The organism is Nocardia sp. NPDC047648, assembly GCF_040642815.1.
GTDB lineage: Bacteria > Actinomycetota > Actinomycetes > Mycobacteriales > Mycobacteriaceae > Nocardia > Nocardia gamkensis.
In genome coordinates this window covers 45,488-66,978 of record NZ_JBEYSX010000008.1, presented here as the reverse complement: position 1 = coordinate 66,978, position 21,491 = coordinate 45,488, and the positions used below count along the sequence as shown (strand labels likewise).

The window sequence follows — 21,491 nt, the reverse complement described above, 5'->3', positions numbered from 1 at the left end:
TGCTTGACTTGCGGTCGAACACCAATGGTCGGACGAGCTCCGGCGGACAACGGCGAGAGCAGGACGGTAGGCGGCCCGTGGTGATGGAAAGCGCTGTGTCGGCGCGCGGCAGTGAGTACGCGGTGTTGCTGCGCCGGGTGCGGGGCGCGGGACTGCTGAGCAGGCGGCGGCGGTATTACCTCTGGAAGAGTGCGCTCACCGCTGTGGCGTTCGCTGCCGGGTGGACGGCGTTCGTGGTGGTCGGCGACTCGTGGTGGCAGCTGGGCGTCGCCGCGTTCCTGGCCGCGGTGTTCGCCCAGATCGCCTTCCTCGGCCACGATGCCGGACACCGGCAGATCTTCGGCACCCGGCGCGCCGACTACCTGTACGGCGTGCTCTTCGGCAACCTCGGCATCGGGGTGAGCATCGGCTGGTGGACCAGCAATCACAACCGGCACCACGCACACCCGAACACCGAGGGCGCCGACCCCGACGTCATGGGTGTGCTGGCGCATTCCGGCGATCGAGCACACGCGGCCCGGGGCCTGCGGCGGCTGATTTTCCGGCACCAGGCCTGGCTGTTCTTCCCGATGCTGCTGCTGGAGGGCTGGAGCCTGCACTACGCGAGCGCCCGTGCGGTGCTGCGATGGGACATCCCGCACCGCGCCTGGGAGGGACTGTTGCTCGCCGCGCACGCCACCGGGTACCTCTGCGCGGTGTTCCTGGTCCTGTCCCCGGTCGAGGCCGTGCTTTTCATCCTCGTGCACCAGGGCCTGTTCGGGCTCTACATGGGCTGCACCTTCGCGCCCAACCACAAGGGGATGGAGGTGCTGACGGCCGACGACTCGAAGGACTTTCTGCGACGTCAAGTGCTCACCTCCCGCAACGTCCGCGGCAGCCTGCTGATCGATACGGCCCTGGGTGGCCTGAACTATCAGATCGAGCATCACCTGTTCCCGTCCATGCCCCGGCCCAACCTGCGCCGAGCCCAGCCGCTGGTCGCGGAGTTCTGCGCCGAGCGCGGGCTGCCCTATTGCCAGACCGGCCTCCTGGACTCCTATATCCACGCGCTGCGCCACCTGCACAGTGTCGGTCGACTCGCTCGGCCGCTCGCCCCTGCCGGTCCGATCGAGCCCTCGGCAGGCGCGGCGACCGATCGGGTCGGGTGAACCCCGCTCCGCACCGACGTTTTCGCCGTGGCGGTGGTGGTATGCCCAGCCGGTGACGACCTCGTCCGAATACGACAGCCGCCTGCGGAGTCTGGCCGCCGAGAAGTTCGGCTGGCCACACCTGCACGACGAGCAGCTGCGGGCCATGGAACAGGTCATGGCCGGTAAGGACGTGCTGGTCGTGCTGCCGACCGGTGCGGGTAAGTCGGCGATCTATCAGGTGCCCGCGTTGCTGCTGGACGGTCCGGCCGTGGTGGTGTCTCCGCTCATCGCGTTGCAGAACGATCAGATCGACAGCATCGAGGACAGCCGGGCTCCGGATGCCGTCGCGTTGAACTCCACCCAGAGCAAGAGCGAGCGTCGAGCGGCCTGGGACGCCCTGCGCCGTGGCGATGCCGGTTACATCTTCCTGTCGCCGGAGCAACTGGCCAACGAAGATCTGGTCGACGACCTGGCCGCCCTGCGGGTTGCCCTGTTCGTGGTGGACGAGGCGCATTGCGTTTCGGCGTGGGGGCACGACTTCCGGCCGGACTACCTGCGGCTCGCTCCGGTGATCGATCGCCTCGGCCATCCCAGGGTGATCGCCTTGACGGCGACCGCCGCACCGCCGGTGCGCCGCGATATCGTGTCGCGGCTCGGCATGCGCGACCCCGGCGAAGTCGTAGCCGGTTTCGATCGGCCGAACCTGCACCTGGCCGTCGACCGATTCACCGACGACGCCGACAAGCGCGACGCCGTGATCGCCCGCATCCGAACACTGACCTCCGACCCGGTGACGTGCCGCGGACTCGTGTACGTGGCCAGCCGCAAGGACAGCGAGTTCTATGCCGCGGAAGCAGCGGCGACCGGCATCCGGGTGGCGGCCTACCACGCGGGCATGAGGGCCGCTGCCCGCGAGCAGGTGCATCAGGACTTCCTCGCCGGCGCGATCGACGTGATCGTGGCCACCTCGGCCTTCGGCATGGGCATCGACAAGCCCGACGTCCGCTTCGTCCTCCACGCCTCGGCTCCGGATGCGCTGGACTCCTACTATCAGCAGATCGGCCGCGCCGGACGGGACGGCGAGGCCGCCGAGATTACGTTGTTCTACCGTCCCGAGGATCTGAGCCTGCAGAAGTTCCTCACCGCGACGACGGCCCCCGAGGACACCATCGCCGAAGTGGCACACGCTCTGTACCGGCACGATCATCCCGTCCGGCCGTCCCAGCTCGAGGTCGCCGCCGCCCCCGCTCGGCGCACTCGGGCGATCAACCTGCTCGAACAGGTCGGCGCGATCACCACCACCGAATCCGGCCTGCTCGCAGCGGATTCCGGGCGTACACCCGGCCGGGCGGTCGAGCAGGCGGCGGAGGCCGCGCGGGCCTACGAAGAACTGACCCGCTCGCGCATCGAGATGATGCGCGGCTACGCCGAGACGACAGGGTGCAGGCGACAGCATCTGCTCGGTTACTTCGGTGAGCAACTGCTCGACCCGTGCGGCAACTGCGACACCTGCGATGCCGGAACCGCCGCGCGGCGCACGCCGGGCGCCGACGAGTTCCCGGTGCACACTGCTGTGCGGCACCGGGATTGGGGCGCCGGGAGCATCATGTCCGCCGAAGCCGATCGCATCACGGTGCTGTTCGAGGAAGTCGGATACAAGACCCTGTCCCTGCCCGAAGTGCGTAAGCACGACCTTCTCACCCGAGGCTGAGCGAGGTGGTGGGCGACCGCGGCCGCGGGATGAGCGCGTGGACGAGGCGGTCAGCTCTGCGATCTGGCGATGAGCACGGGTACCGAGGCCCCGTGCAGCACCGCCTGACTCACCGAACCGAGGGTCATTCCGGCGAAACCGCCGCGCCCGTGGCTGCCCACGACGATCAGCCGCGCGTGCGCGCCCACCTCGAGCAGTCGTCTGGCGGGGCGGTCTTCGACCACCACTCGCCGCACCGGCACCTGCGGATAGCACTCGCCGTACCCGGCCAGGCTCTCGGACAGCAATTCCTCTCCCTCCTGCTGCATCTCGGCGCGCGAGTCGTAGCGGAAGAACTCCGACCAGGTGTGTACCGCGACCAGTTCGGCGCCACGGTGGGCGGCTTCCTCGAAGGCGATCTCGACGGCGCGCGCACTGCACGGCGAGCCGTCCACGCCCACTACCACCGGGCCGTCCGCGTGCTCGGCATCGACGGGAACCACGGCGACCGGGCATGCCGCGTGCCTGGCCAGCGCGGTGCTCACCGAACCGAGAATGCTGCGGCTGAAGACGCCCAGCCCATGGGTGCCGACCACGAGCAGTCGCGCGCGCTCGGATCGGTCGCGTAAGAGCGGGATCGGTGGTGCTTCGGCCAATTCGGTGGTGATGTCGAGTTCGCCGATCGGGGCGGCCGCCGTCGCGGCGGCTTCCCGCGCGGCCTCGAGTGCCGCGGTCGCCTGCGTGCGGTAACTGTCGAAGTCGATCTGCTCGAGTGCGACGCCCGGTCCGAAATCGGAGGGTGCGGGAATCGAGTCGATGATGCGCAGCGGTGCGTGGCGGTGGGCCGCGGCGGCCGCGGCGAAGCGCACGGCGGCCAGCGCGGACTCCGACCCGTCGACGCCGACGAGGACGGGGGGATTCTCGTGGTCGGCAGACATGAATTTCGCTTTCTGAACCTGGTGGGCGGCCATGACCGGGCAGTGGGCATGGCGTGTACTCGAAGAGTAGGGATCGGCGAGGCCGCCCACGCCTGGCGTTGGTCCCGGATGCGAAGGGCTTTCGGCAGCATGACCGGACCGGGGAAGCACCGGTGTCCGGCGCTGCCGACCTACCGCGAGAACCGTGATCCAGGGTCCGAGGTCCCCTCCGGGCAAGGACCTTCGTCTCTGCCGATGACCCGCCCGAGGCTCGATGCTCGAAGGGGCCGCAGTGCACGCGGAGTGGAAAGGACGACGGCATGGACATCGACAAGGTCTCGCGCGCAACACAATCGAACTCTCCGATCCTGGCGGCGGTGGACGGGTCGGCCAGTTCGTATCAAGCGGTGGCCTGGGCGGCAGCCGAAGCGGCGCTGCACCGTCGCGCGCTGCACATCATCACGTCCATGGCCATACCCACCGGTTTCGGGCCGGGTATCTCGCTGGGGGAGGCCGACCTGGAGTGGCTGCGCCGCGACGGCGACCGGATCCTCGCCGAGGCCGCGCGGGTGGCGCGGACAGCCGCGCCCGGCGACGAACCCGCGATCACCACCGAGGTGAGCTTCGAGCTGGCCATCCCGCTGCTCATCGACCGGTCCGCGCGAGCGCGGATGCTGGTGGTCGGCAGCCGCGGGCTCGGTGCGTTCCAGCGTGGGCTGCTCGGTTCGGTGAGTACCGCGACCACCCACCACGCGCACTGCCCGGTCGCGGTGATCCATGGCATCTCCGCGATCGACGCGGTGTCGGCCCGCCAACCGGTGCTCGTCGGCGTCGACGGCACCGGCAACAGCGTGCCCGCGGTCGAACTCGCCTTCGAGGAGGCGTCTCGGCGGAAGGTCGACCTGGTCGCGCTGCACGCATGGAGCGATACCAGCGGTCTGGACATGCCCGCCCGAGGGTGGGACGCGGCCCGCGAATCGGCGGAGGCGGTCTTGGCCGAGAGCCTGGTGGGTTGGGGGGAGCGCTATCCGGACGTCACCGTGCGACGCGTCGTCACGGCGGATCGGCCGGTGCGGTCCCTGCTGGAGCAGTCGGCGGATACGCAACTGGTGATCGTGGGTACGCGCGGTCGAGGCGGATTCGCCAGCACCGTGCTGGGGTCGACCAGCAACGCGCTGCTGCACTCGGTGGAGGTGCCGATGATCGTCGTTCGTTCCCGGTGAGGTGGGACGGCCGAGGTTCTCTACGCGCCGTCGTTGCCATCGCGCAGGGAATGGATCATGCTCCGCAGGATCCGGAACGCGTTCGACTGCTCGGTCTCGCTCAGGCCGGACAGCATTCTGACCTCGACGGACCGGACCGCTACGGTCGCTTTCTCGAGACTCCGCCGTCCGCGAGGCGTGAGCCGCGTGGGAAGAACCTTTCCGACGGGTGCCTCCGCGGGCCTGGTCACGTAGCCGTCTCGTTCCAGGGCCTGGAGTAGCACGTTCATCGACTGCCGCGTCACGAACGCGCCCCGCGCGAGTTCGGAGTTCGACAGGCCCGGTCGTTGAGCCAGCAGCTCCAGGCAGGAGTAGTGCGTCACGCTCATCCCGAGTGGCCGCAGCACCTCCTCCATGGCCGCGCGAAGGGTGCTCGAGGCCTCTTTCAGCAGGTAGCCCAGTGACGTCTCCAGGTCGACGCCCGCACCGTCTTGACTCATGTCAGCATTCTGACATAGATTCATCTGTGTCAGAAAACTGACACAGATTGAGGAGCATCACCATGCCCGTCACCGGCCCCGACTTCATCTCGCTTCAGGCGCGCGACCTCGCCGCTTCACAGGCGTTCTACGAGCAGTACCTCGGCCTTGTCCGCTCGCAGGCCGGACCTCCGCACGCTGTCGTCTTCGAGACGGAACCGATCGCGTTCGCACTCCGCGACGTCGTTCCCGGTACCGATCTCGCCTCCGTTGCTCAGCCCGGCATCGGCGCCGCGATCTGGCTGCACGCCACGGACGTGCAGGCCATTCACGATGCGCTCGTCGCCGACGGTCACACCATCGTCTCCGCGCCGATCGACGGCCCCTTCGGTCGGACATTCACTTTCGCCGACCCCGACGGCTACCAGGTCACTCTCCACGACCGCGTCTGATCGGCCCGGCGTCACCGGACGGATCCCTGTCATGTGCGCGAGAGTCGCCTGATCCGTCGCCGATTCGCCCCGGCTCGGCTACCGCGATGACCCGGTGACAGCGCCGCGCAACCGGGTTACGCGTCGAGCACGCGTGGCCGCCGTCGCACTACCGGCGGCTCGGTGGACCACGGGAAATTGATCCACCGGTCGGTGCGCCGCCACACGTACTCGCTGTCGACCTTCGACCACGGCTTCTGGTAGATCACCGCGCAGCGCACCTCGGCGACTTTGCCGGAGCAGAAGTCGCGAACCAGCTTCAGGGTGGCGCCGGTGTCGGCGACGTCGTCGGCGACCAGCACCGTGGCGCCGGCCAGATCCACGGTCTGCGGCACCGGCGGCAGCATCACCGGCAGTTCCAGGCGCTCGTCGATACCGGTGTAGAACTCCACGTTCATCACGTGCAGGTTCTTCACGTCCAAGGCGTAGCCGAGGGCGCCCGCCACGAACAGCCCGCCCCGCGCGATCGACAGGATCAGATCGGGCTCGAAGCCGTCCGCCGCGATGGCCGCGGCGAGTTCCCGGCTCGCGGAACCGAACGAGTCCCAGGTCAGTACTTCGCGTTCCGTCACAGGCTCTCCCTCTCGCTGGACGCGACGCAGTGAGCATACGAGGGCCGCCGGGGTTTCCCGGCGGGTTGCTCGGCGCAGTGGGAAGAGGAAGGGAAGATGGCCGGAAATCTCGATATCCCGTCCGTATCTCTCGTCCGGCCTGCGTGTTTGCCGCCATACGCTCGAGCGCATGGACAGCCACTACGACGTGCTCGTCATCGGTTCCGGCTTCGGCGGCAGCGTGGCCGCACTGCGAGCGACCGAGAAGGGATACCGGGTCGGCGTACTCGAGGCGGGCAGGCGGTTCGCCGACGACGAGTACGCGAAGAACTCCTGGCATCTACGCGAGTACCTGTGGGCGCCGAAACTCGGCTGCTACGGCATCCAGCGGATGACCTTGCTCAACGACACCTTCATCATGAGCGGAACGGGAGTCGGGGGCGGGTCGCTGGTGTACGCCAACACACTGTACGAGCCGCCGGAGAAGTTCTACCGCGACAAACAGTGGGCGCACATCACCGATTGGCGCGACGAGCTGACGCCGTATTACGACCAGGCCAAACGCATGCTCGGCGTCACCCAGAATCCGGCGACCACACCTACCGACCGGATTCTGCGCGAAGTCGCGGAGGAGATGGGCATCGGCGACACCTATCGCCGCACACCGGTCGGAGTGTTGTTCGCGGACAACGATTCCCGTCCGGGTCAGCAGGTCGCCGACCCGTTCTTCGGCGGCGTCGGACCGGCGCGCTCGACCTGCACGCACTGCGGCGAGTGCATGACCGGCTGCCGGCACGGCGCGAAGAACACCCTGGTGAAGAACTACCTCTACCTGGCCGAAAAGGCGGGGACCACAGTGCATCCGCTCACCACCGTGACCGACGTGCGCCCACGGCCGGAGGGCGGTTACGAGGTGCGGACGGTGCGCACCGGGCGGTGGGTGCGCAAGGAGAGGCGGACCTTCACCGCCGATCAGGTGATCTTCGCGGCCGCCGCGCTCGGCACCCAGAAGCTGCTGCACCGGTTGCGCGAGAACGGCAGTTTGCCGCATGTCTCGCCCCGGCTGGGCCATCTGGCCCGGACCAACTCCGAAGCGGTGCTCGCGGCGCGCTCCCTGCGCAAGGACTCCGATTTCACCAAGGGCGTCGCGATCACCTCGTCCATCCACCCCAACGAGTACACCCACATCGAGCCGGTCCGCTACGGCAAGGACAGCAATGCGATGAGTTTGCTGACCACCGTGCTCGTGGACGGCCAGGAAGGCAGGGCCCGCTGGTGGCTGGGAGTGCGCGAACTCATCGCGCAGCGCCGTCACCTGCATCGGCTGCACAATCCCCGGCGCTGGTCGGAGCGCATCATCGGCGTGCTCGTCATGCAGAACGTCGACAACTCGATCGTGACCTACACCAAGCGCGGCTTGTTCGGCAGGCGGATGACGACCAAGCCGGGCGACGGCACCGCGCCGCCGACCTGGATTCCGGAGGGCCACGAAGTGACCAGGCGGATCGCCGAGAAGATCGGCGGCCTGCCGCAGGGCGCGTGGACCGAGCTGATGAACATTCCGATCACCGGCCACTTCATCGGCGGCTGCGCCATCGGCGATTCGCCCGAGACCGGCGTCGTCGACGCGTATCACCGGGTCTACGGCTATCCCGGCCTGCACATCACCGACGGGTCGACCATTTCGGCGAACCTGGGCGTGAATCCCTCCCTGACCATCACCGCCCAAGCCGAACGCGCCATGGCGCTGTGGCCGAACAAGGGCGAGGACGACCCGCGCCCGCCCCTCGGGACCGCCTACCGCAGGCTCACCGCGATCGAACCGAAGAACCCGGTGGTCCCCGTGGCCGCGCCGGGCGCGCTGCGGCTGCCGATCACTCCGGTCTGAGCGGGCGGAAATACGGTCGCGCGTAGTCGGATCCGGTGACAGGATCGGCGCTGTGCCCGTCCATGTCACCCTGGAACCGCTCGACGAGCGATGCCTCACCGATCTGCTGCATGCGGCCGTGGCGGACGCGGAGCCGGGCGAGGTGATGCCGGTCGAGGAGCCGGGTGGCGGCTGGGATGCCGACCGGACAGCGCGCTTCCTGGCGTTCCACCGAGGCCGGGCGCTGGCGAGTACGCCGGTCGAGTCGACCTACGGCATCCGAGTGAGCGGCGAGGTGGTCGGGGCGGCGCGCCTGTGTCCGCTGCCCGAAGCGCCGGGAGCCGCCGAGGCCGGGGTGTGGATCGGCCGTTCCCACAGGGGAGCGGGCATCGGGACCGCGGTGCTGGGTGGACTGATCGAGCGGGCGACGGCGGAGGGTTACACGAAGCTCTTCGTCAGCACGACGGCGGACAACGCGGCCGTGCTGCGCCTGCTGGCCGCCCGCGGAATCGACTACGCGGTGGACGGCAACGCGGTCAGCGCTTGGGTGAGCTGCGGCTGACCCGCTGTTCTGTCCGTGCGTGACCTGATCGGAGCGGGAGAATCGCTGTGGCGGAACGACAGCGGCCTTCCCGGTGGCGAACCGACGATGCTCGCGCGTGCTTCCATTCGTGCGCGCGCTGAGACTGTGGCGAAACATACGTATCCCGGCGACCACGCAGCATCGCAGGCGCTGCAAAATGAACACCGTGCGCATCTTCCTGGCCGGGGCTACCGGCGTGATCGGCGTCCGCTTGCTTCCGCTGCTGGTCGCGGCGGGACACGAGGTGGCGGGGATGACCCGGTCGGCGGCGAAAGCCGACCGGTTGCGGGCGGCCGGCGCCGAGCCGGTGGTATGCGACGTCTACGACGTGGACGCTCTGACCGCCGCCGTGGTCGGGTTCGGCTCCGACATGGTGATGCATCAACTCACCGACCTGCCGGACGACGTAGCGCTGCTGCCGGAGCGGGCGGAGGCCAACTCGCGCATCCGCACCGAGGGCACCCGCAACTTGATCGCCGCCGCGCGGGCGGCCGGTGCGAAACGCTTTCTCGCGCAGAGTATCGCGTGGGAGCTGCCGCCCGGACGGGGCGCGGCGATCCAGGAACACGAAGCCGCCGTGCTGGACTTCGACGGTGTGGTGGTGAAGTACGGCCAGTTCTACGGTCCGGGCACCTATTACGAGACCGAACTGCCCACGCACCCGCGCGTGCACGTCGACGATGCCGCGGAGCGCACGATTCCGCTGCTGGACGCCTCGAGCGGAGTGGTGATCGTCGCCGACGCGTCCTGACACCGGTCAGGAGGCGCAGGGGCCGGTGTCGACCGGCCGGTCGGATCGCCATGCGTGGTCGAGCCGATCGAGGACCTCCGGCAGGCTCGTGGCGAACCCGACGTTGCTGTTGTTCTCGTCGACACCGAACACGATGCCCAGCACACGGCCGGCGCGGTCGACCAGCGGTCCGCCCGAATTGCCGTGCTGGATCGACCCGTCCACGGTGTAGATCTCGCGTTCGCCGAGACCGGTGCGGTAGATGTCGCGTACCTGACGCGCGGCCCGGCTGCGCACCCGGGTGGCGGACGCGGTGTAGGACCCGCCCCGCGGATAGCCGAGCGCGATGGCGTCGGCGCCGGGACCGGCGGGTTGGGGCGCGACGGTGAGGGCGGGCGCGGCGAGACCGGGGACGGCGAGCACCGCGATGTCCATGGTCGGATCGAACTGCACGACGTCAGCGGTGAGCGATCCGGCCGGGGCGTCGACGGAGACCTTGCTGGATCCGGCGACGACGTGCGCGTTGGTCAGCACCCGCTCCGGCGCGATGACGAATCCGGAGCCGGATTGGCGCACACCGCAGGTCGGTGCGAGGTCCTGGATCCGCAGCACGCTCGCCCGCAGTTCGGCGGGCATCGGCCCATCGAGGATGCCGGGATCGGGCGGCGCGAGCGGAAGGCCGAGCCCGGCTTCCCGGATCGGTCCGGCGAGCACCTCGGACAGCCCGGACAGCCAGAACGGTGCGACGTCGTCCACGGTCCGCACGGTGGTCGAATCACGCACCAGGGCTGCGGATTCCATCGGCGCGGCGAACAGCCACACCACCAGCGGGACCGCGAGCACATGCACGAGGCAGCCGCAGAGGGCGTCGACGCGCCGGGTGACGGGATCGGAAACCGCCGCGCGCGCGGCTTGTCCGGCCCGGTGCCCGGCGACCGCGCCGAACGCGACCAACCCGACGATCACCATCAGCACCAGCAGAAGCCGCACGGCGCCCGGAGCGAGCTGGCCGAGCACCGCCGCCGAGAGCGCCGCGCCGAGGATCGCCCCCGCCAATCCACCCGCGAAGCCGGGCAGCCCGACGATCGCGCCGCGGCGCCAGCCGAGCACCGCCGCGACCGCGAGGGTGGCGAGCACGGCCAGATCCAGCCAGTTCGGCACGGTCAAACGCCACACTCCCGTCGCTGCTGATGGACAACGGCGCGGACTCGTCGTCGGCCGCCCCGTCACCACCCGGCTATACCCTGGTTAGCGCGTCGGCAACGGTCGAGCCGCTAATTTAATCAGCGATTCGAGCTGCGGCAACCATGTTGCCCTATGCCGTGGGCTGGGTGGCCAGCGCCCGCCGGGCATACGCGCGCACGTCGGCATCGGTGTCGTCGATCGCGGCGCGCAGCGCGTCGTGCGCGGCGGGCAGGTGCGGCCACGCCGAGAGCGACAGCACCGCCGCCTTTCGGACGTCGAGATGCGGATCGTGCAGGGCGGCGGCCAGAATCGGCACCGCGAGGTCCGGGTCGGCGCCCGCGAGCCCGCGCGCCGCACCTTGACGGATCTGCCAGGCCGAATGGCGCAGGGCGGTGCCCAGTGCGGTGACGTCCGCGGGTTCGCCACCCAGCTGGGCGAACGCGGTGAGCGCCGCGGCGCGCACCAGCGGGTCGTGGTCGTCGCCGAGGCGACGGATCACCTCGAGCCCGCCGTCGCCGATGGCGGCGAGGCCGTGGGCGACGGCGATCCGCACTTCCCGGTTGTCGTCGGCGGCCAGAGTGGCGACGCCGTCGCGATCGTTCAGCGACACCAGTGCGCGGACCGCTTCGATGCGGACGCGATGATCCCGGTCCGCCGAGGCGGCGCGATACTGCGCGGCCTCGCCCGCCCGCAGCGCGCGCAGCAGATCGATCACGGTGGACCGCACGACGGGATCGGCCGAACCGAGCCGGTCGGCAAGCCCTTCCGCGGAGGGCAGCACTTCGACGAGTTCGCGCAGACCGGCCGCGGCCGCACGCCGGACCGAGGCCGCTTCGTCGTCCAAGGCATCGCCGAGGGCGATCGAGAAGCCCTCCGGGGTGTGCTCGCTCAGCACCGAGATCGCCGCGGCCCGGACGCCCGCGTCGGGATCGGTCAGATAGGCCGACAACTGCTCCACGCTGGGCTCGTCGAGCGCGAGCAACGCGACGATCCGGGGTGACGGGGGAGTGGCGGACTGCGAAGCAGCGGCTACGGCCCGCTCCTGCTCAGCGCCGGCGCCGGTATGCGGCGCACGGCCTGCGATCCGGTGCGGCTGGTGCACCGGCACCGCCTCGGCATCGGCCGAGGGCAGGTCGTCGAGCCCGGGCACGGGCACCAGGTACGGCGCCACCGGACGCTTCAGGAACGCCATGGTTCCGTCGGGGTTCTTGCGCAGGTTGAGGTGGTATCGCCATTCGACATCGTCGCGTTCGGGGAGGTCGGCGCGCTCGTGATAGAGGCCCCAACGGGATTCGGTCCTGGTCAGCGAGCTGCGGGCGGCCATATCGGCGCAATCGCGGATGAACGACACCTCCACCGCGCGCATCAGCTCGTGCGGGGTGCGCGCGCCGATGCCCTCGACCTCCGCGCGCATCCGGTCGAAGGTCTCCACCGCGATGCTCAGCTTGGCGGCGGTCTTGGGCGGCGCGACATAGTCGTTCACGAAACGCCGCAGCTTGTATTCGACCTGCGGTTGCGGCGGCCCGTCCGGCTGACGCAACGGCCGGTAGATCAGCTCGTGGGCCGCGGCCAGCTGGTCCTCGGGCAGCTCGGCGGGCGCGGGTACCTCGGCTACGGTGGACGCGGCGTGCGCGCCGGCGAGATCGCCGAAGACGAACGCGCCGATCATGTAATTGTGCGGCACGCACGCCAGATCGCCCGCCGCGTACAAGCCGGGCACCGTGGTGCGCGCGTGCTCGTCGACCCACACGCCGGAAGCAGAATGCCCGCTGCACAGGCCGATCTCGGAGATGTGCATCTCGATGTCGTGGGTGCGGTAGTCGTGGCCGCGGTTGGCGTGGAAGGTGCCGCGGGTGGGGCGCTCGGTGGTGTGCAGGATGCCCTCGAGCGTGCTCAGCGTCTCGTCGGGCAGGTGCGACACCTTGAGATAGATGGGGCCGCGCGCGGATTCGATCTCCCGCTTGACCTCGGCCATCATCTGGCCCGACCAGTAGTCGGAGTCGACGAAGCGTTCACCGTCGGCGTTGACCTGATAGCCGCCGAACGGATTGGCGACATAGGCGCAGGCCGGGCCGTTGTAATCCTTGATCAGCGGGTTGATCTGGAAGCATTCGATGCCGCTGAGTTCGGCCCCCGCGTGGTAGGCCATCGAGTAGCCGTCGCCCGCGTTCGTCGGATTCTCGTAGGTGCCGTACAGGTATCCGCTGGCGGGCAGCCCGAGCCTGCCGCACGGCCCGGTGGCCAGGATCACCGCTTTCGCGGCCACGGCGACGAATTCGCCGGTGCGGGTGTGCAGGGCGGCGGCGCCGACGGCGCGCCCGCCCTCGGTGAGCACGCGCACCGGCATCAGCCGGTTCTCGATGCGGATCCGCTCGCGCATCTTGCGTTGGCGCAGGACGCGATACAGCGCTTTCTTGACGTCCTTGCCCTCGGGCATCGGCAGGACGTACGAGCCGGAGCGGTGCACCCGGCGCACCGCGTACTCGCCGTACTCGTCCTTCTCGAACTTCACGCCGTAGCGCTCCAGCCGCTGCACCATGGCGAAGCCGCGCGTCGCCGTCTGATAGATGGTGCGCTGGTCGACGATCCCGTCGTTGGCCCGGGTGATCTCGGCGACGTAGTCCTCCGGTTCGGCCTTGCCCGGGATCACGGCGTTGTTCACCCCGTCCATGCCCATGGCCAGCGCACCGGAATGGCGCACGTGCGCCTTCTCCAGCAGCAGCACGTTCGCGCCCTGCTCGGCGGCGGTGAGCGCGGCCATCGTGCCCGCCGTGCCGCCCCCGATGACGAGCACGTCGCAGTCCAGCCGAATCCGTTCCGACAGCGGCGGAATGTTCACAATTTCTCCAGGATCTCGGCCTTCGTCGCGGCCCGGTCGATCGCCTCGCGCGGCCCGGGCACCGGCACCAGCGCCCGCAGCGTGCCGCCGCCCAGCACGGCGATGCGGTCGCCGAGCAGCAGGGCCTCGTCGAGGTCGTGGGTGACGAAGACGATGGTGGTGGGATGGGCGCGCCAGGTCTGGATCAGCAGGCGCTGCATGGTTTCCCTGGTCTGGGTGTCCAGTGCGCCGAACGGCTCGTCCATCAGCACGGCGCGCGGCGCGGCGGCCAGGCTGCGCGCCAGCTGGACGCGCTGGCGCATGCCGCCGGACAGGTCGCGCGGCAGATAGTCGGCGTACCCGGTGAGCCCGACCTCGTCCACCCAGTGCAGCGCGGTGGCTCTGCGCTCGGCCCGGGGCGTGCCGCGCAGGCGCAGGGCGAGTTCGATGTTCTGCCGCACGGTGCGCCAGGGCAGCAGCGCGTCGTCCTGGAAAACCAGGGCGCGGTCGGCCGCGGGGCCGTTCACGCGGTCGCCGTCGGCCAGGATGGCTCCGCCCTCCGGCGCGCGCAGTCCGGCGATCGCGCGCAGCAAGGTCGACTTGCCGCAGCCGGATTTGCCGACCACGACCAGGATCTCGCCCGGCGCGATCGCCAAGTCGAGCCCGTCGAGCACCGGTTCGCCCCCGTAGGCGATCCGGACGCCGGTGAGGCTCAGGCGCATTCCGGTCGATGCCGGTGCGGCGATCACTGTGGTCATGCTTCGACCTCTCTGGGCAGCCAGCGGGTGATGCGGCGGCCGGCCAGCTCGACCAGCCCCGATGTCGCGAAACCGAGGACGCCGATGGTGATCATGCCGACGAACACCGCCGGATAGTCCACGATGGTGTAGGCCTGCCAGGTGCGGTAGCCGACGCCGAGACGTCCGGAGATCATCTCCGCGGAGATGAGGCAGATCCATGCCACCCCGACGCCGACCGACAGGCCGCTGAAGACGCCGGGCAGGATGCCGGGGAACACCACGCGCGCGAGCACGTCCAGCCGGGACGCGCCGAGGGTGCGCACCGCGTCCTCCCAGATCGTGGGCAGTGCGCGCACCGCGTGCCTGGTGCTCACCAGCACCGGGAACAGCGACGCGGTGAAGGTGATGAACACGATGCCGGATTCGTCGCTGGGGAACAGCAGGATCGCGACCGGGACCAGGGCGATGGCCGGAATCGGCCGGACCAGTTCGGCCAGCGGGCCGAAGGTGTCGGCGAGCAGCCGCGAGCGGCCGAGGCCGATGCCCGCGATCACGCCGACCACCGCGGCCAGCCCGAAGCCGGTGACGATCCGGATCAGCGACTGCGCGATGTCCAGGTAGTACTGGTCGGCGCGCAACTGGGTGCCGAATTCGGCGACGATCTCGGTGACGGTCGGCAACGTGTCGAAACGCAGGCCAGCCCGCACGTTGTTGACCGTGAGCAGCTGCCACAGGCCGACCGCGACGGCGACGGAGCCGACGCGCAGCAGCCGCGAGCGCCAAGCCGATCGCGATGCCGGGGCGGCCTCCGAGCCGACCGCGGTGGTTCCCGCGGTGGCCCGCACCGCGGGGGCGGCGAGTTCGCTGGTCATCCGCGTACTTCCGTGACGGCTCGGTCGTAGGTGACCGGGGTGGCGGACGGATGTGCCTGCCGGTAGCGCTGCGCGGCGGCGGTGGTGGTGAAGGGCAGGTAGCCGTCCCCGTCGCGCAGCCAGATCGACTTGTCGGCGAACCAGCGGGTGCCGAGTTCGGTATCCGGGATGTAGGCGGCGCGGATCGTCTTGCCCTGCGCTTTGGCGAGCTGGACCGCGCGCAGCAGGCAGGTCGGATCCGCGGCCGGTTGCGGCTTCGGCGCGCCGTCCAGCCACAATTCGCCGGCCAGCGCGGGGTTCTCCGCCGCCTTGCCGCAGACCGGATCGGCGCCGGTGACGCGGGTCGGGTTGGCGGTGTCGGTGAGTTCGCGGTCGTAGTCGCGGCCGGTCTCGGTGAACGCCTTGCGCAGCGGCGTGTCGTCGACGAACCGGTCGATGTCCAGGTCGGCGAAATCGCCGATCGACTTCAGGTACGCGACATCGCCTTTGAGCGCCGCGATCAGGCTGGGCTCGAGCGTGGTGTCGAAACTGGTTCCGCCGGGGCCGTTGTAGAGGTACACCACCTCCTGGGGCAGCCCGGACCCGTCGGCGACGATCTTCGCGGCCTCGAACGGCTCGTCCCGCAGGAACTGGGTGGCGTCCAGTTGCGCGGCCAGGAACGCCTGGAGCACCTCCGGGTGATCGGCGGCGTAGGCGCGCCGGGCCACCACACCGTGGAAGGTCGGCACGCCGAGTTCGGCGCCGTCGTAGAGCAGCTTGGCCTTGTTCTGGAAGACGACCAGACCGGGCCACGCGACGAACTGCGACAGCGCGCCCACCTGACGGGACTCCAGGGCGGTCGCGCCGACCTGCGGCTGCTGGTTGAGCACCTCCACGCCCTTGGCCGGGTCGATGCCTGCCCGCGTCAGCGCCTGCACCAGCGTGCCGTGCCCGGCCGAACCCACGCTGGCGGAGATCTTCTGCCCGGCCAGATCGCCGATGCCGGTGGCCGCCGAGTCGTTCGGCACCACCACCATGTTCAGCGCGCCCTTGGGGTTGTACCCGGTGATCGACACCAGTTCGGTGCGCGAGCGCTCGCCCGCCTGGGTGCGGGAGCCGTTGATCAGCAACGGGTAATCACCCATCGACCCGATGTCGATCTTCTCGGCCACCATCTGCGCGGTGATCGGCGCGCCGGTGTCGTAGTCCTGCCACTCGACCTGGTACTTCGCCCCGCCGTTGTCGGTGATCTTCTGTAGCCGCCGCTCGAGATAGCCCTGCGCGCGAAGCAAGGTGCCCGCGGTGACGGTGTTGATGGTCTTCGATTGGTAGCCGACGACCACCTTCACGGTGCCCGCGGGGGTGTCGTCGGTCTGCTCCAGCGAGCACCCGGTCAGCGCGAGCGCGGCGGCGAGCAGGATGGGGGCGAGTTTTGCTTTCATCGGTCTTCCAGATCAGCGGAGCAGGTAGGGCATGTTGACGGTGACGGCGCCGGTGGGGCAGCGGGCCGCGCAGGGACCGCAGTACCAGCACTCGTCCACGTGCATGAAGGCCTTGCCGTTGTCGGGGTTGATGGCCAGGGAGTCGAGCGGGCAGATCTCGACGCACAGCGTGCAGCCCTGGATACACAGCGACTCGTCGATGGTGACGGGGATGTCGGTGCGCTGGTTCACGAGTGCCATCTAGAGGACCTTCCATTCGGGGGTGCTGCGGGTCAGGCTGCCGCGCATGGTGATGCGGTCGCCGCGCATGCGGATGTACTCCAGATCGACCGGGCGGCCGTCGTCCAGCCGGGTCAGCCGTTCCAGCATCAGCAGCGGCGCGCCGCCGGGTACGTCGAGGGTGGAGGCGGTGTGCGGGTCGGCGGGCACCGCTTCCAGGGCCAGGTCGGCCGAGCCGAGCGAGTGGCCGCTGATGCGTTCCAGCAGCACGAAGACGTCGGTGTGCTCGAGATCGTGGCCGAGCACCTCGGTGCCGATGTCGGGCACGAGGTAGGTGAGGTCCAGGCTCAACGGCAGATCCGCGAGGTAGCGCAGCCGCTCGAGATAGACCACCCGCTCGCCCGGTGCCAGGCCGAGCCTGCGCGCGACAGCGGGCGGCGCGGGGACGTGCATCGCCGCGCGCACCTCGTTGCGCACGGTGCCGTGGCCTTTGAAGGTCTCCTGCAATCCGAGCAGGGCGTCGAGCCCGTGGTCGTACTTGCGGGTGGCTACGCGGGTGCCGACCTTGGGCGCCCGGTCGATCAAGCCTTCGTCCTTCAGCAGCGCCAAGGCGTCGCGGACGGTATTGCGCGAGGCGCCGTACTCGGCGGCCAAGTCCTGTTCGCTGGGCAGCGCGCCGTCGAACGCGCCCGCGTGCAGTTGGTGGCGCAGGATGTCGGCCACCCGCCGCGCCTGATCGGCGCGCAACTGCCGCACCGGCGTGGGTTCCGCTGCCACCGTTCCCGCCTTTCCATCGCTGACCTGCACGAATAGCGACGATAACGGGATTGTGGCCGCGTGCTTGCCCACGTCGGCTTGGGAAGAAATCAGGGGATGTTATTGCGCCGGGTGGCGCGCGGCCCTACCTGGCGATATGCGCGGTGGTCCGGCCAATACGCCACGTCGGCTGCGGTCGGCCGGATTTCGATCACAGCGATTCGAAAGCGGGCTCGCGCGGGCCGCGCCCTACGGATCTACGGTCGCGGACCGTAAGTATTGAGAAACAGCACCGGTCCGTCGCCTAACACGCCCGAGCGGTCCAGGGCCAGCAGCGCGGCGAGCGCTTTGGCGGTGTAGACGGTCTCCAGGCGCAGGCCGGCCGGTTCGGCGCGCTGTGCGGCCTCCAGAGCCCCGGGTGTGGTGTGGCCGTAGCCGGGGCCGAGCCACTCGGTGGTCATCGTGACGTCCTCCGGCCGGAGCGCGATCGGCGCGAAGCGTGCTCCGCGGGTGCGCAGCAGGCGCTCGGTGCGCCCCGCGAGCCGGACGATGTGCTTCGCGTCGAGGGGGAGCGTGTCGTTGACGACGACGCCGACGACGCGCGTACGCAGCCCGGCCAGGCGCAGACCGAGTGCGAGGCCCGCGGCGGTACCCCCCGATCCGACCGCGGTGACGATGTGGGCCGGCTCGGGCAGCTCATCCGCCGCGATCTGTGCCGCGAGTTCGCACGCCACCTCGACGTAGCCCAAGGCGCCGACCGGCGATGAGCCGCCCGCGGGCAGGAGATACGGACGCCTGCCGCCGTGGACCCCGCGCAGATACAGCCATGGCGCCGCGAGGATCGTCCGCAGTTTGGTATGCGTGAAATACAAAGTGGCGCCGGAGTTCTCCAGTCGCCGCAGTTGTGCGCGCACGTGGTCGTCGACCGGCTGGTCCACCAAGGCGAGCGCGGTATCGATGCCCTGGGCGCGGCCGTACAGTGCGGTGGCGAGCCCCCAATTGGTTCCGGTGCCGCCGACCGTGAGAATGGTGCGCGCGCCACGTCGCCGTGCCTCCGGCAGCAGCCATTCCAGCTTGCGGACCTTGTTGCCGCCCCAGCCCCCGTCGCCGTAGACGCTTTCGTCCTTGCACCACAGCTCGGCGGTGGTGTGGAGGTCGTACCGGCTGACGGGTGTCGGAGCGGTGCCGAGGCGGACGAACGGCAACGTATCGGCCACCTCCGGAAAGCGCGCGTGCAGCAGCGCCCCGGTCATGGCGTGATCGCCTCGGGAATGCCCAGCAGCGCCGCCTGGACCTCGTGCAACCGGTCGACGTCGCCGCGAATGCCGGCGACGCTGTCGTTGTACAGGAACGCCTCGCCGAGCCGGACCAGCGCGTAGGCCAGCAGCGCCGGTTCCAGCGGCGGGGTGTAGCCGTCCTCCTCCGCGGCGCGGATGATCAGCTCGCGGACGGTGCCGACGACCAGCGGTTGCACCGGTCCGTCGCCCGCGGTGAGGATGCGCAGCCCGGACAGCGGCTCGTTCTCGAAGTAGCGCCGGAACGGTTCGTTGTCGGTCATCCACCGGTTGACCCGGTACAGCACGTCCAGGATGCGCCGCGCTCCGGTGGAGCGGCGGCGGGCGTCCGCCCGGCTGAGCAGCGCCTCGAACTCCCCGGCCAGGACCGCACCGAGCACCCCGTCGCGCGAGCCGAACCAGCGGTAGACCGACGCGCGGCTGAGCCCGAGCTGTCCGGCGATCGCCTGGATGTCCACCCGCTCACCGGACAGGAACGCCCGGCGAGCGTGCTCGATGACCTGCTCCCTGGTCGCGGAGGCCGGTCGGCCGGGAGGGCGGGTGGTCCGCTGACTGGAATCGATCACCGCGGAATGATACATCTTCTGTGAAGTGTATCGAAACGGGCGGTGTTCAGAACCAGGCGTCGCGCATCCGCAGAGTAGTCGTGTCCAGGCTGGCGAGTAGATCCAGTGCCGGTGCCGTCTTGGGCAATTCGAAACGATAGAAGAACCGGGCCGCGTGCCGCTTGCCATCGTAGAAATCGCCCGCACGGTCCGCGGTGGCGAGGAACTGCTCGAGCCAGATCCAGGCCAGCACAGTGTGCCCGAAGGCTTCCAGGTACACCGAGCTGTTGGCCAGCGCGGCCTCGATATCGCCGGAGGCGAACAGCCCCGCGGTGACCTCGACCAGCCGTCGCCACGCCGAATCCAGTTGTGCGGCCAGTTCGGCCGCCTCGCCGCCCGACGCGCGAGCGGCGGTGATGGTCGCATCGATCCGGGACCCGAGTGCGAGCAGGCTCGCGCCGCCCTGCTGGGTCACCTTGCGTCCGAGCAGGTCCAGGCCCTGGATGCCGTGCGTGCCCTCGTGGATCGGGTTGAGCCGGTTGTCCCGATAGTGCTGCTCGACGTTGTATTCGCGGGTGTAACCGTAGCCGCCGAGCACCTGGATGGCGAGGCTGTTGGCCTCCAGGCACCACTGCGAGGGCCAGCTCTTGGCGATCGGGGTGAGGATGTCCAGCAGTTGGGTGACCGCGCGGCGGTCGTCGTCGGACTCGGCGGTGCGCTGCTCGTCGACCAGTTGCGCGCAGTAGAGCACCAGCGCCAGCGCCCCTTCGGCGTACGCCTTCTGCGCCAGCAGCATTCGCTTCACGTCGGCGTGCTCGATGATCGGCCGCTGCGGCGCGGACGGGTCGGCGGGAAGCTTGGCCCGGCCCTGCGTGCGGGTGCGGGCGTAGTCCAGCGACTCGAGGTATCCGGTGTAGCCGAGCGCGGTGGCGACCAGGCCGACGCCGATGCGCGCCTCGTTCATCATGTGGAACATGTAGGTCAAGCCGCGATGCGGTTCCCCGACCAGGTAGCCGACCGCGCCCGGCGCGCCACCCGGCGTCCAGCGGCCCTCGCCGAAATTCAGCACGGTGTTGACGGTGCCGCGGAAGCCCATCTTGTGGTTGAGCCCGGCCAGTGCGACGTCGTTGCGCTCACCGATCGCGCCGTCGTCGCCGACCAGGAAGCGGGGCACCACGAACAGCGAGATGCCCTTGGTGCCCGCGGGCCCGCCGGGGATCTTGGCCAGCACCAGGTGCACGATGTTCTCGCCGAGTTCGTGGTCGCCGCCCGAGATCCACATCTTCGTGCCGAACAGGCGATAGCTGCCGTCGTCCTGCGGTTCGGCGCGGGTGACGATGTCGGCCAGCGACGAGCCCGCCTGCGGCTCCGACAGGCACATGGTGCCGAAGAAGCGGCCCGCGAGCATGGGCTTGACGAACTTCTCGACGTGCTCGGGGCCGTGGGCGAGGAGCAGATTCGCATTGGCCACGGTGAGGAACGGGTAGCCCGCGGTGCCCGGGTTGGCCGCCTGGAACCAGGCGTAGCTCGCCTGTGCGACGGTGGCGGGTAGCTGTGCGCCACCGAGTTCGTAATCCATTGCCGCCGAGGGCAATCCGGCCTTGGCGAAGGCTTCCAGCGCCTGCCCGACCTCCGGGATGATGGTCACGCGCTCGCCGTCGAAGGTGGGTTCGTTGGCGTCGTTGAGCTTGTTGTGCGGCGCGAAGTATTTGGTCGCGAGCTGCTCGCTGAGCTCGAGCACGGCGTCGAAGGTCTCGCGTGAGTGCTCGGCGTACCGCTCGCGTTTGGTGAGCCGCTCCACGTCCAGCCACTCGTAGAGCAGGAAATCGAGATCGCGCCGGGACAGCAAGGTCGACCGCATTCAGCCCGTCCTTTCGAGACATGTTCGACTTACTGTATCTTACGATGCGATGGCCGGGCAGGGGGCCGGTAGTCCGCGCTCGAATACGGATCAGGGCGCAACGCCGTACCGGCGGTCGGCGAGATCCTCGTCGGGCGGC

General features: G+C 69.6%; 20 protein-coding genes. 7 read left to right on the top strand and 13 right to left on the bottom strand.

Features of this window, described 5'->3' with window-relative positions; all coding sequences use genetic code 11:
* Positions 1-83: 83 nt before the first annotated feature.
* Both ABZ803_RS18355 and ABZ803_RS18350 read left to right on the top strand, forming a co-directional pair.
* Complete coding sequence (locus ABZ803_RS18355; protein WP_357039920.1) at positions 84-1,148, top strand: acyl-CoA desaturase; 1,065 nt, start codon at positions 84-86, stop codon at positions 1,146-1,148.
* Between the two features lie 52 nt (positions 1,149-1,200).
* Complete coding sequence (locus ABZ803_RS18350; RefSeq protein WP_357039180.1) at positions 1,201-2,841, top strand: RecQ family ATP-dependent DNA helicase; 1,641 nt, start codon at positions 1,201-1,203, stop codon at positions 2,839-2,841.
* Between the two features lie 50 nt (positions 2,842-2,891).
* Here ABZ803_RS18350 and ABZ803_RS18345 read toward each other — a convergent pair whose 3' ends face one another.
* Complete coding sequence (locus ABZ803_RS18345; protein WP_357039177.1) at positions 2,892-3,758, bottom strand: universal stress protein; 867 nt, start codon at positions 3,756-3,758, stop codon at positions 2,892-2,894.
* Between the two features lie 299 nt (positions 3,759-4,057).
* Between ABZ803_RS18345 and ABZ803_RS18340 the strand changes: the two genes are divergently transcribed.
* Entirely contained in the window at positions 4,058-4,960 is a 903-nt protein-coding gene (locus ABZ803_RS18340) for a universal stress protein (protein ID WP_357039174.1), read from the top strand.
* 20 nt (positions 4,961-4,980) lie between these two features.
* On the opposite strand, the gene ABZ803_RS18335 is transcribed toward ABZ803_RS18340, so the two are convergent.
* The gene (locus ABZ803_RS18335; protein WP_357039171.1) at positions 4,981-5,439 is read right to left on the bottom strand and encodes a MarR family transcriptional regulator; all 459 of its coding nucleotides are present in this window, start codon (positions 5,437-5,439) and stop codon (positions 4,981-4,983) included.
* Between the two features lie 62 nt (positions 5,440-5,501).
* Here ABZ803_RS18335 and ABZ803_RS18330 point away from each other — a divergent pair, with 62 nt between their 5' ends.
* The gene (locus tag ABZ803_RS18330; RefSeq protein WP_357039168.1) at positions 5,502-5,870 is read left to right on the top strand and encodes a VOC family protein; all 369 of its coding nucleotides are present in this window, start codon (positions 5,502-5,504) and stop codon (positions 5,868-5,870) included.
* Positions 5,871-5,986: 116 nt separating this feature from the next.
* On the opposite strand, the gene ABZ803_RS18325 is transcribed toward ABZ803_RS18330, so the two are convergent.
* The gene (locus ABZ803_RS18325) at positions 5,987-6,481 is read right to left on the bottom strand and encodes a phosphoribosyltransferase (protein WP_357039164.1); all 495 of its coding nucleotides are present in this window, start codon (positions 6,479-6,481) and stop codon (positions 5,987-5,989) included.
* A gap of 169 nt (positions 6,482-6,650) precedes the next feature.
* Between ABZ803_RS18325 and ABZ803_RS18320 the strand changes: the two genes are divergently transcribed.
* The 3 genes from ABZ803_RS18320 (at position 6,651) to ABZ803_RS18310 (ending at position 9,661) form a co-directional block, all read left to right on the top strand.
* Entirely contained in the window at positions 6,651-8,348 is a 1,698-nt protein-coding gene (locus ABZ803_RS18320; RefSeq protein ID WP_357039161.1) for a GMC family oxidoreductase, read from the top strand.
* 52 nt (positions 8,349-8,400) lie between these two features.
* Positions 8,401-8,889, top strand: coding sequence for a GNAT family N-acetyltransferase (locus ABZ803_RS18315; protein ID WP_357039158.1), 489 nt, complete (start codon positions 8,401-8,403; stop codon positions 8,887-8,889).
* A 178-nt stretch (positions 8,890-9,067) separates the two neighbouring features.
* The gene (locus ABZ803_RS18310) at positions 9,068-9,661 is read left to right on the top strand and encodes an NAD(P)-dependent oxidoreductase (RefSeq protein ID WP_062971315.1); all 594 of its coding nucleotides are present in this window, start codon (positions 9,068-9,070) and stop codon (positions 9,659-9,661) included.
* A 6-nt stretch (positions 9,662-9,667) separates the two neighbouring features.
* Here ABZ803_RS18310 and ABZ803_RS18305 read toward each other — a convergent pair whose 3' ends face one another.
* The 10 genes from ABZ803_RS18305 to ABZ803_RS18260 form a co-directional block, all read right to left on the bottom strand.
* Positions 9,668-10,801 carry a MarP family serine protease gene (locus ABZ803_RS18305; protein ID WP_357039917.1) on the bottom strand — a complete coding sequence of 378 codons (1,134 nt, stop codon included), beginning with the start codon at positions 10,799-10,801 and terminating at the stop codon, positions 9,668-9,670.
* 154 nt (positions 10,802-10,955) lie between these two features.
* Positions 10,956-13,664 (bottom strand): fumarate reductase/succinate dehydrogenase flavoprotein subunit, encoded by a 2,709-nt coding sequence (locus ABZ803_RS18300; protein ID WP_357039155.1) that lies wholly within the window; start codon positions 13,662-13,664, stop codon positions 10,956-10,958.
* Positions 13,661-14,401, bottom strand: a complete 741-nt coding sequence (locus tag ABZ803_RS18295) for an ABC transporter ATP-binding protein (protein WP_357039152.1) — start codon at positions 14,399-14,401, stop codon at positions 13,661-13,663. The genes ABZ803_RS18300 and ABZ803_RS18295 overlap by 4 nt, the downstream gene beginning before the upstream one ends.
* Complete coding sequence (locus ABZ803_RS18290) at positions 14,398-15,255, bottom strand: ABC transporter permease (protein ID WP_357039149.1); 858 nt, start codon at positions 15,253-15,255, stop codon at positions 14,398-14,400. Before ABZ803_RS18290 ends, ABZ803_RS18295 begins: the two co-directional genes overlap by 4 nt.
* On the bottom strand, positions 15,252-16,676 hold the full coding sequence (locus ABZ803_RS18285) for an ABC transporter substrate-binding protein (RefSeq protein ID WP_357039146.1): 1,425 nt from the start codon (positions 16,674-16,676) through the stop codon (positions 15,252-15,254). Before ABZ803_RS18285 ends, ABZ803_RS18290 begins: the two co-directional genes overlap by 4 nt.
* A gap of 12 nt (positions 16,677-16,688) precedes the next feature.
* Positions 16,689-16,916, bottom strand: coding sequence for a ferredoxin family protein (locus ABZ803_RS18280; RefSeq protein ID WP_014984269.1), 228 nt, complete (start codon positions 16,914-16,916; stop codon positions 16,689-16,691).
* Positions 16,917-17,672 (bottom strand): GntR family transcriptional regulator, encoded by a 756-nt coding sequence (locus tag ABZ803_RS18275; protein WP_357039143.1) that lies wholly within the window; start codon positions 17,670-17,672, stop codon positions 16,917-16,919.
* A gap of 236 nt (positions 17,673-17,908) precedes the next feature.
* Positions 17,909-18,904, bottom strand: coding sequence for a pyridoxal-phosphate dependent enzyme (locus ABZ803_RS18270; protein WP_357039140.1), 996 nt, complete (start codon positions 18,902-18,904; stop codon positions 17,909-17,911).
* A complete protein-coding gene (locus ABZ803_RS18265; RefSeq protein WP_357039137.1) occupies positions 18,901-19,512 on the bottom strand; it encodes a QsdR family transcriptional regulator in 612 nt (203 codons plus the stop codon). Before ABZ803_RS18265 ends, ABZ803_RS18270 begins: the two co-directional genes overlap by 4 nt.
* A gap of 46 nt (positions 19,513-19,558) precedes the next feature.
* Positions 19,559-21,352, bottom strand: coding sequence for an acyl-CoA dehydrogenase (locus tag ABZ803_RS18260; protein ID WP_357039134.1), 1,794 nt, complete (start codon positions 21,350-21,352; stop codon positions 19,559-19,561).
* Positions 21,353-21,491: the final 139 nt, after the last annotated feature.

What these genes read in the sequence shown, in the direction of transcription:
- ABZ803_RS18330 (WP_357039168.1), top strand. Translation starts at nt 5,502, where the DNA reads ATGCCCGTCACCGGCCCCGACTTCATCTCGCTTCAGGCGCGCGACCTC.
- ABZ803_RS18355 (WP_357039920.1), top strand. Translation starts at nt 84, where the DNA reads ATGGAAAGCGCTGTGTCGGCGCGCGGCAGTGAGTACGCGGTGTTGCTG.
- ABZ803_RS18270 (WP_357039140.1), bottom strand. Translation starts at nt 18,904, where the DNA reads ATGACCGGGGCGCTGCTGCACGCGCGCTTTCCGGAGGTGGCCGATACG.
- ABZ803_RS18310 (WP_062971315.1), top strand. Translation starts at nt 9,068, where the DNA reads ATGAACACCGTGCGCATCTTCCTGGCCGGGGCTACCGGCGTGATCGGC.
- ABZ803_RS18340 (WP_357039174.1), top strand. Translation starts at nt 4,058, where the DNA reads ATGGACATCGACAAGGTCTCGCGCGCAACACAATCGAACTCTCCGATC.
- ABZ803_RS18345 (WP_357039177.1), bottom strand. Translation starts at nt 3,758, where the DNA reads ATGTCTGCCGACCACGAGAATCCCCCCGTCCTCGTCGGCGTCGACGGG.
- ABZ803_RS18280 (WP_014984269.1), bottom strand. Translation starts at nt 16,916, where the DNA reads ATGGCACTCGTGAACCAGCGCACCGACATCCCCGTCACCATCGACGAG.
- ABZ803_RS18335 (WP_357039171.1), bottom strand. Translation starts at nt 5,439, where the DNA reads ATGAGTCAAGACGGTGCGGGCGTCGACCTGGAGACGTCACTGGGCTAC.
- ABZ803_RS18295 (WP_357039152.1), bottom strand. Translation starts at nt 14,401, where the DNA reads ATGACCACAGTGATCGCCGCACCGGCATCGACCGGAATGCGCCTGAGC.
- ABZ803_RS18260 (WP_357039134.1), bottom strand. Translation starts at nt 21,352, where the DNA reads ATGCGGTCGACCTTGCTGTCCCGGCGCGATCTCGATTTCCTGCTCTAC.
- ABZ803_RS18285 (WP_357039146.1), bottom strand. Translation starts at nt 16,676, where the DNA reads ATGAAAGCAAAACTCGCCCCCATCCTGCTCGCCGCCGCGCTCGCGCTG.
- ABZ803_RS18320 (WP_357039161.1), top strand. Translation starts at nt 6,651, where the DNA reads ATGGACAGCCACTACGACGTGCTCGTCATCGGTTCCGGCTTCGGCGGC.
- ABZ803_RS18290 (WP_357039149.1), bottom strand. Translation starts at nt 15,255, where the DNA reads ATGACCAGCGAACTCGCCGCCCCCGCGGTGCGGGCCACCGCGGGAACC.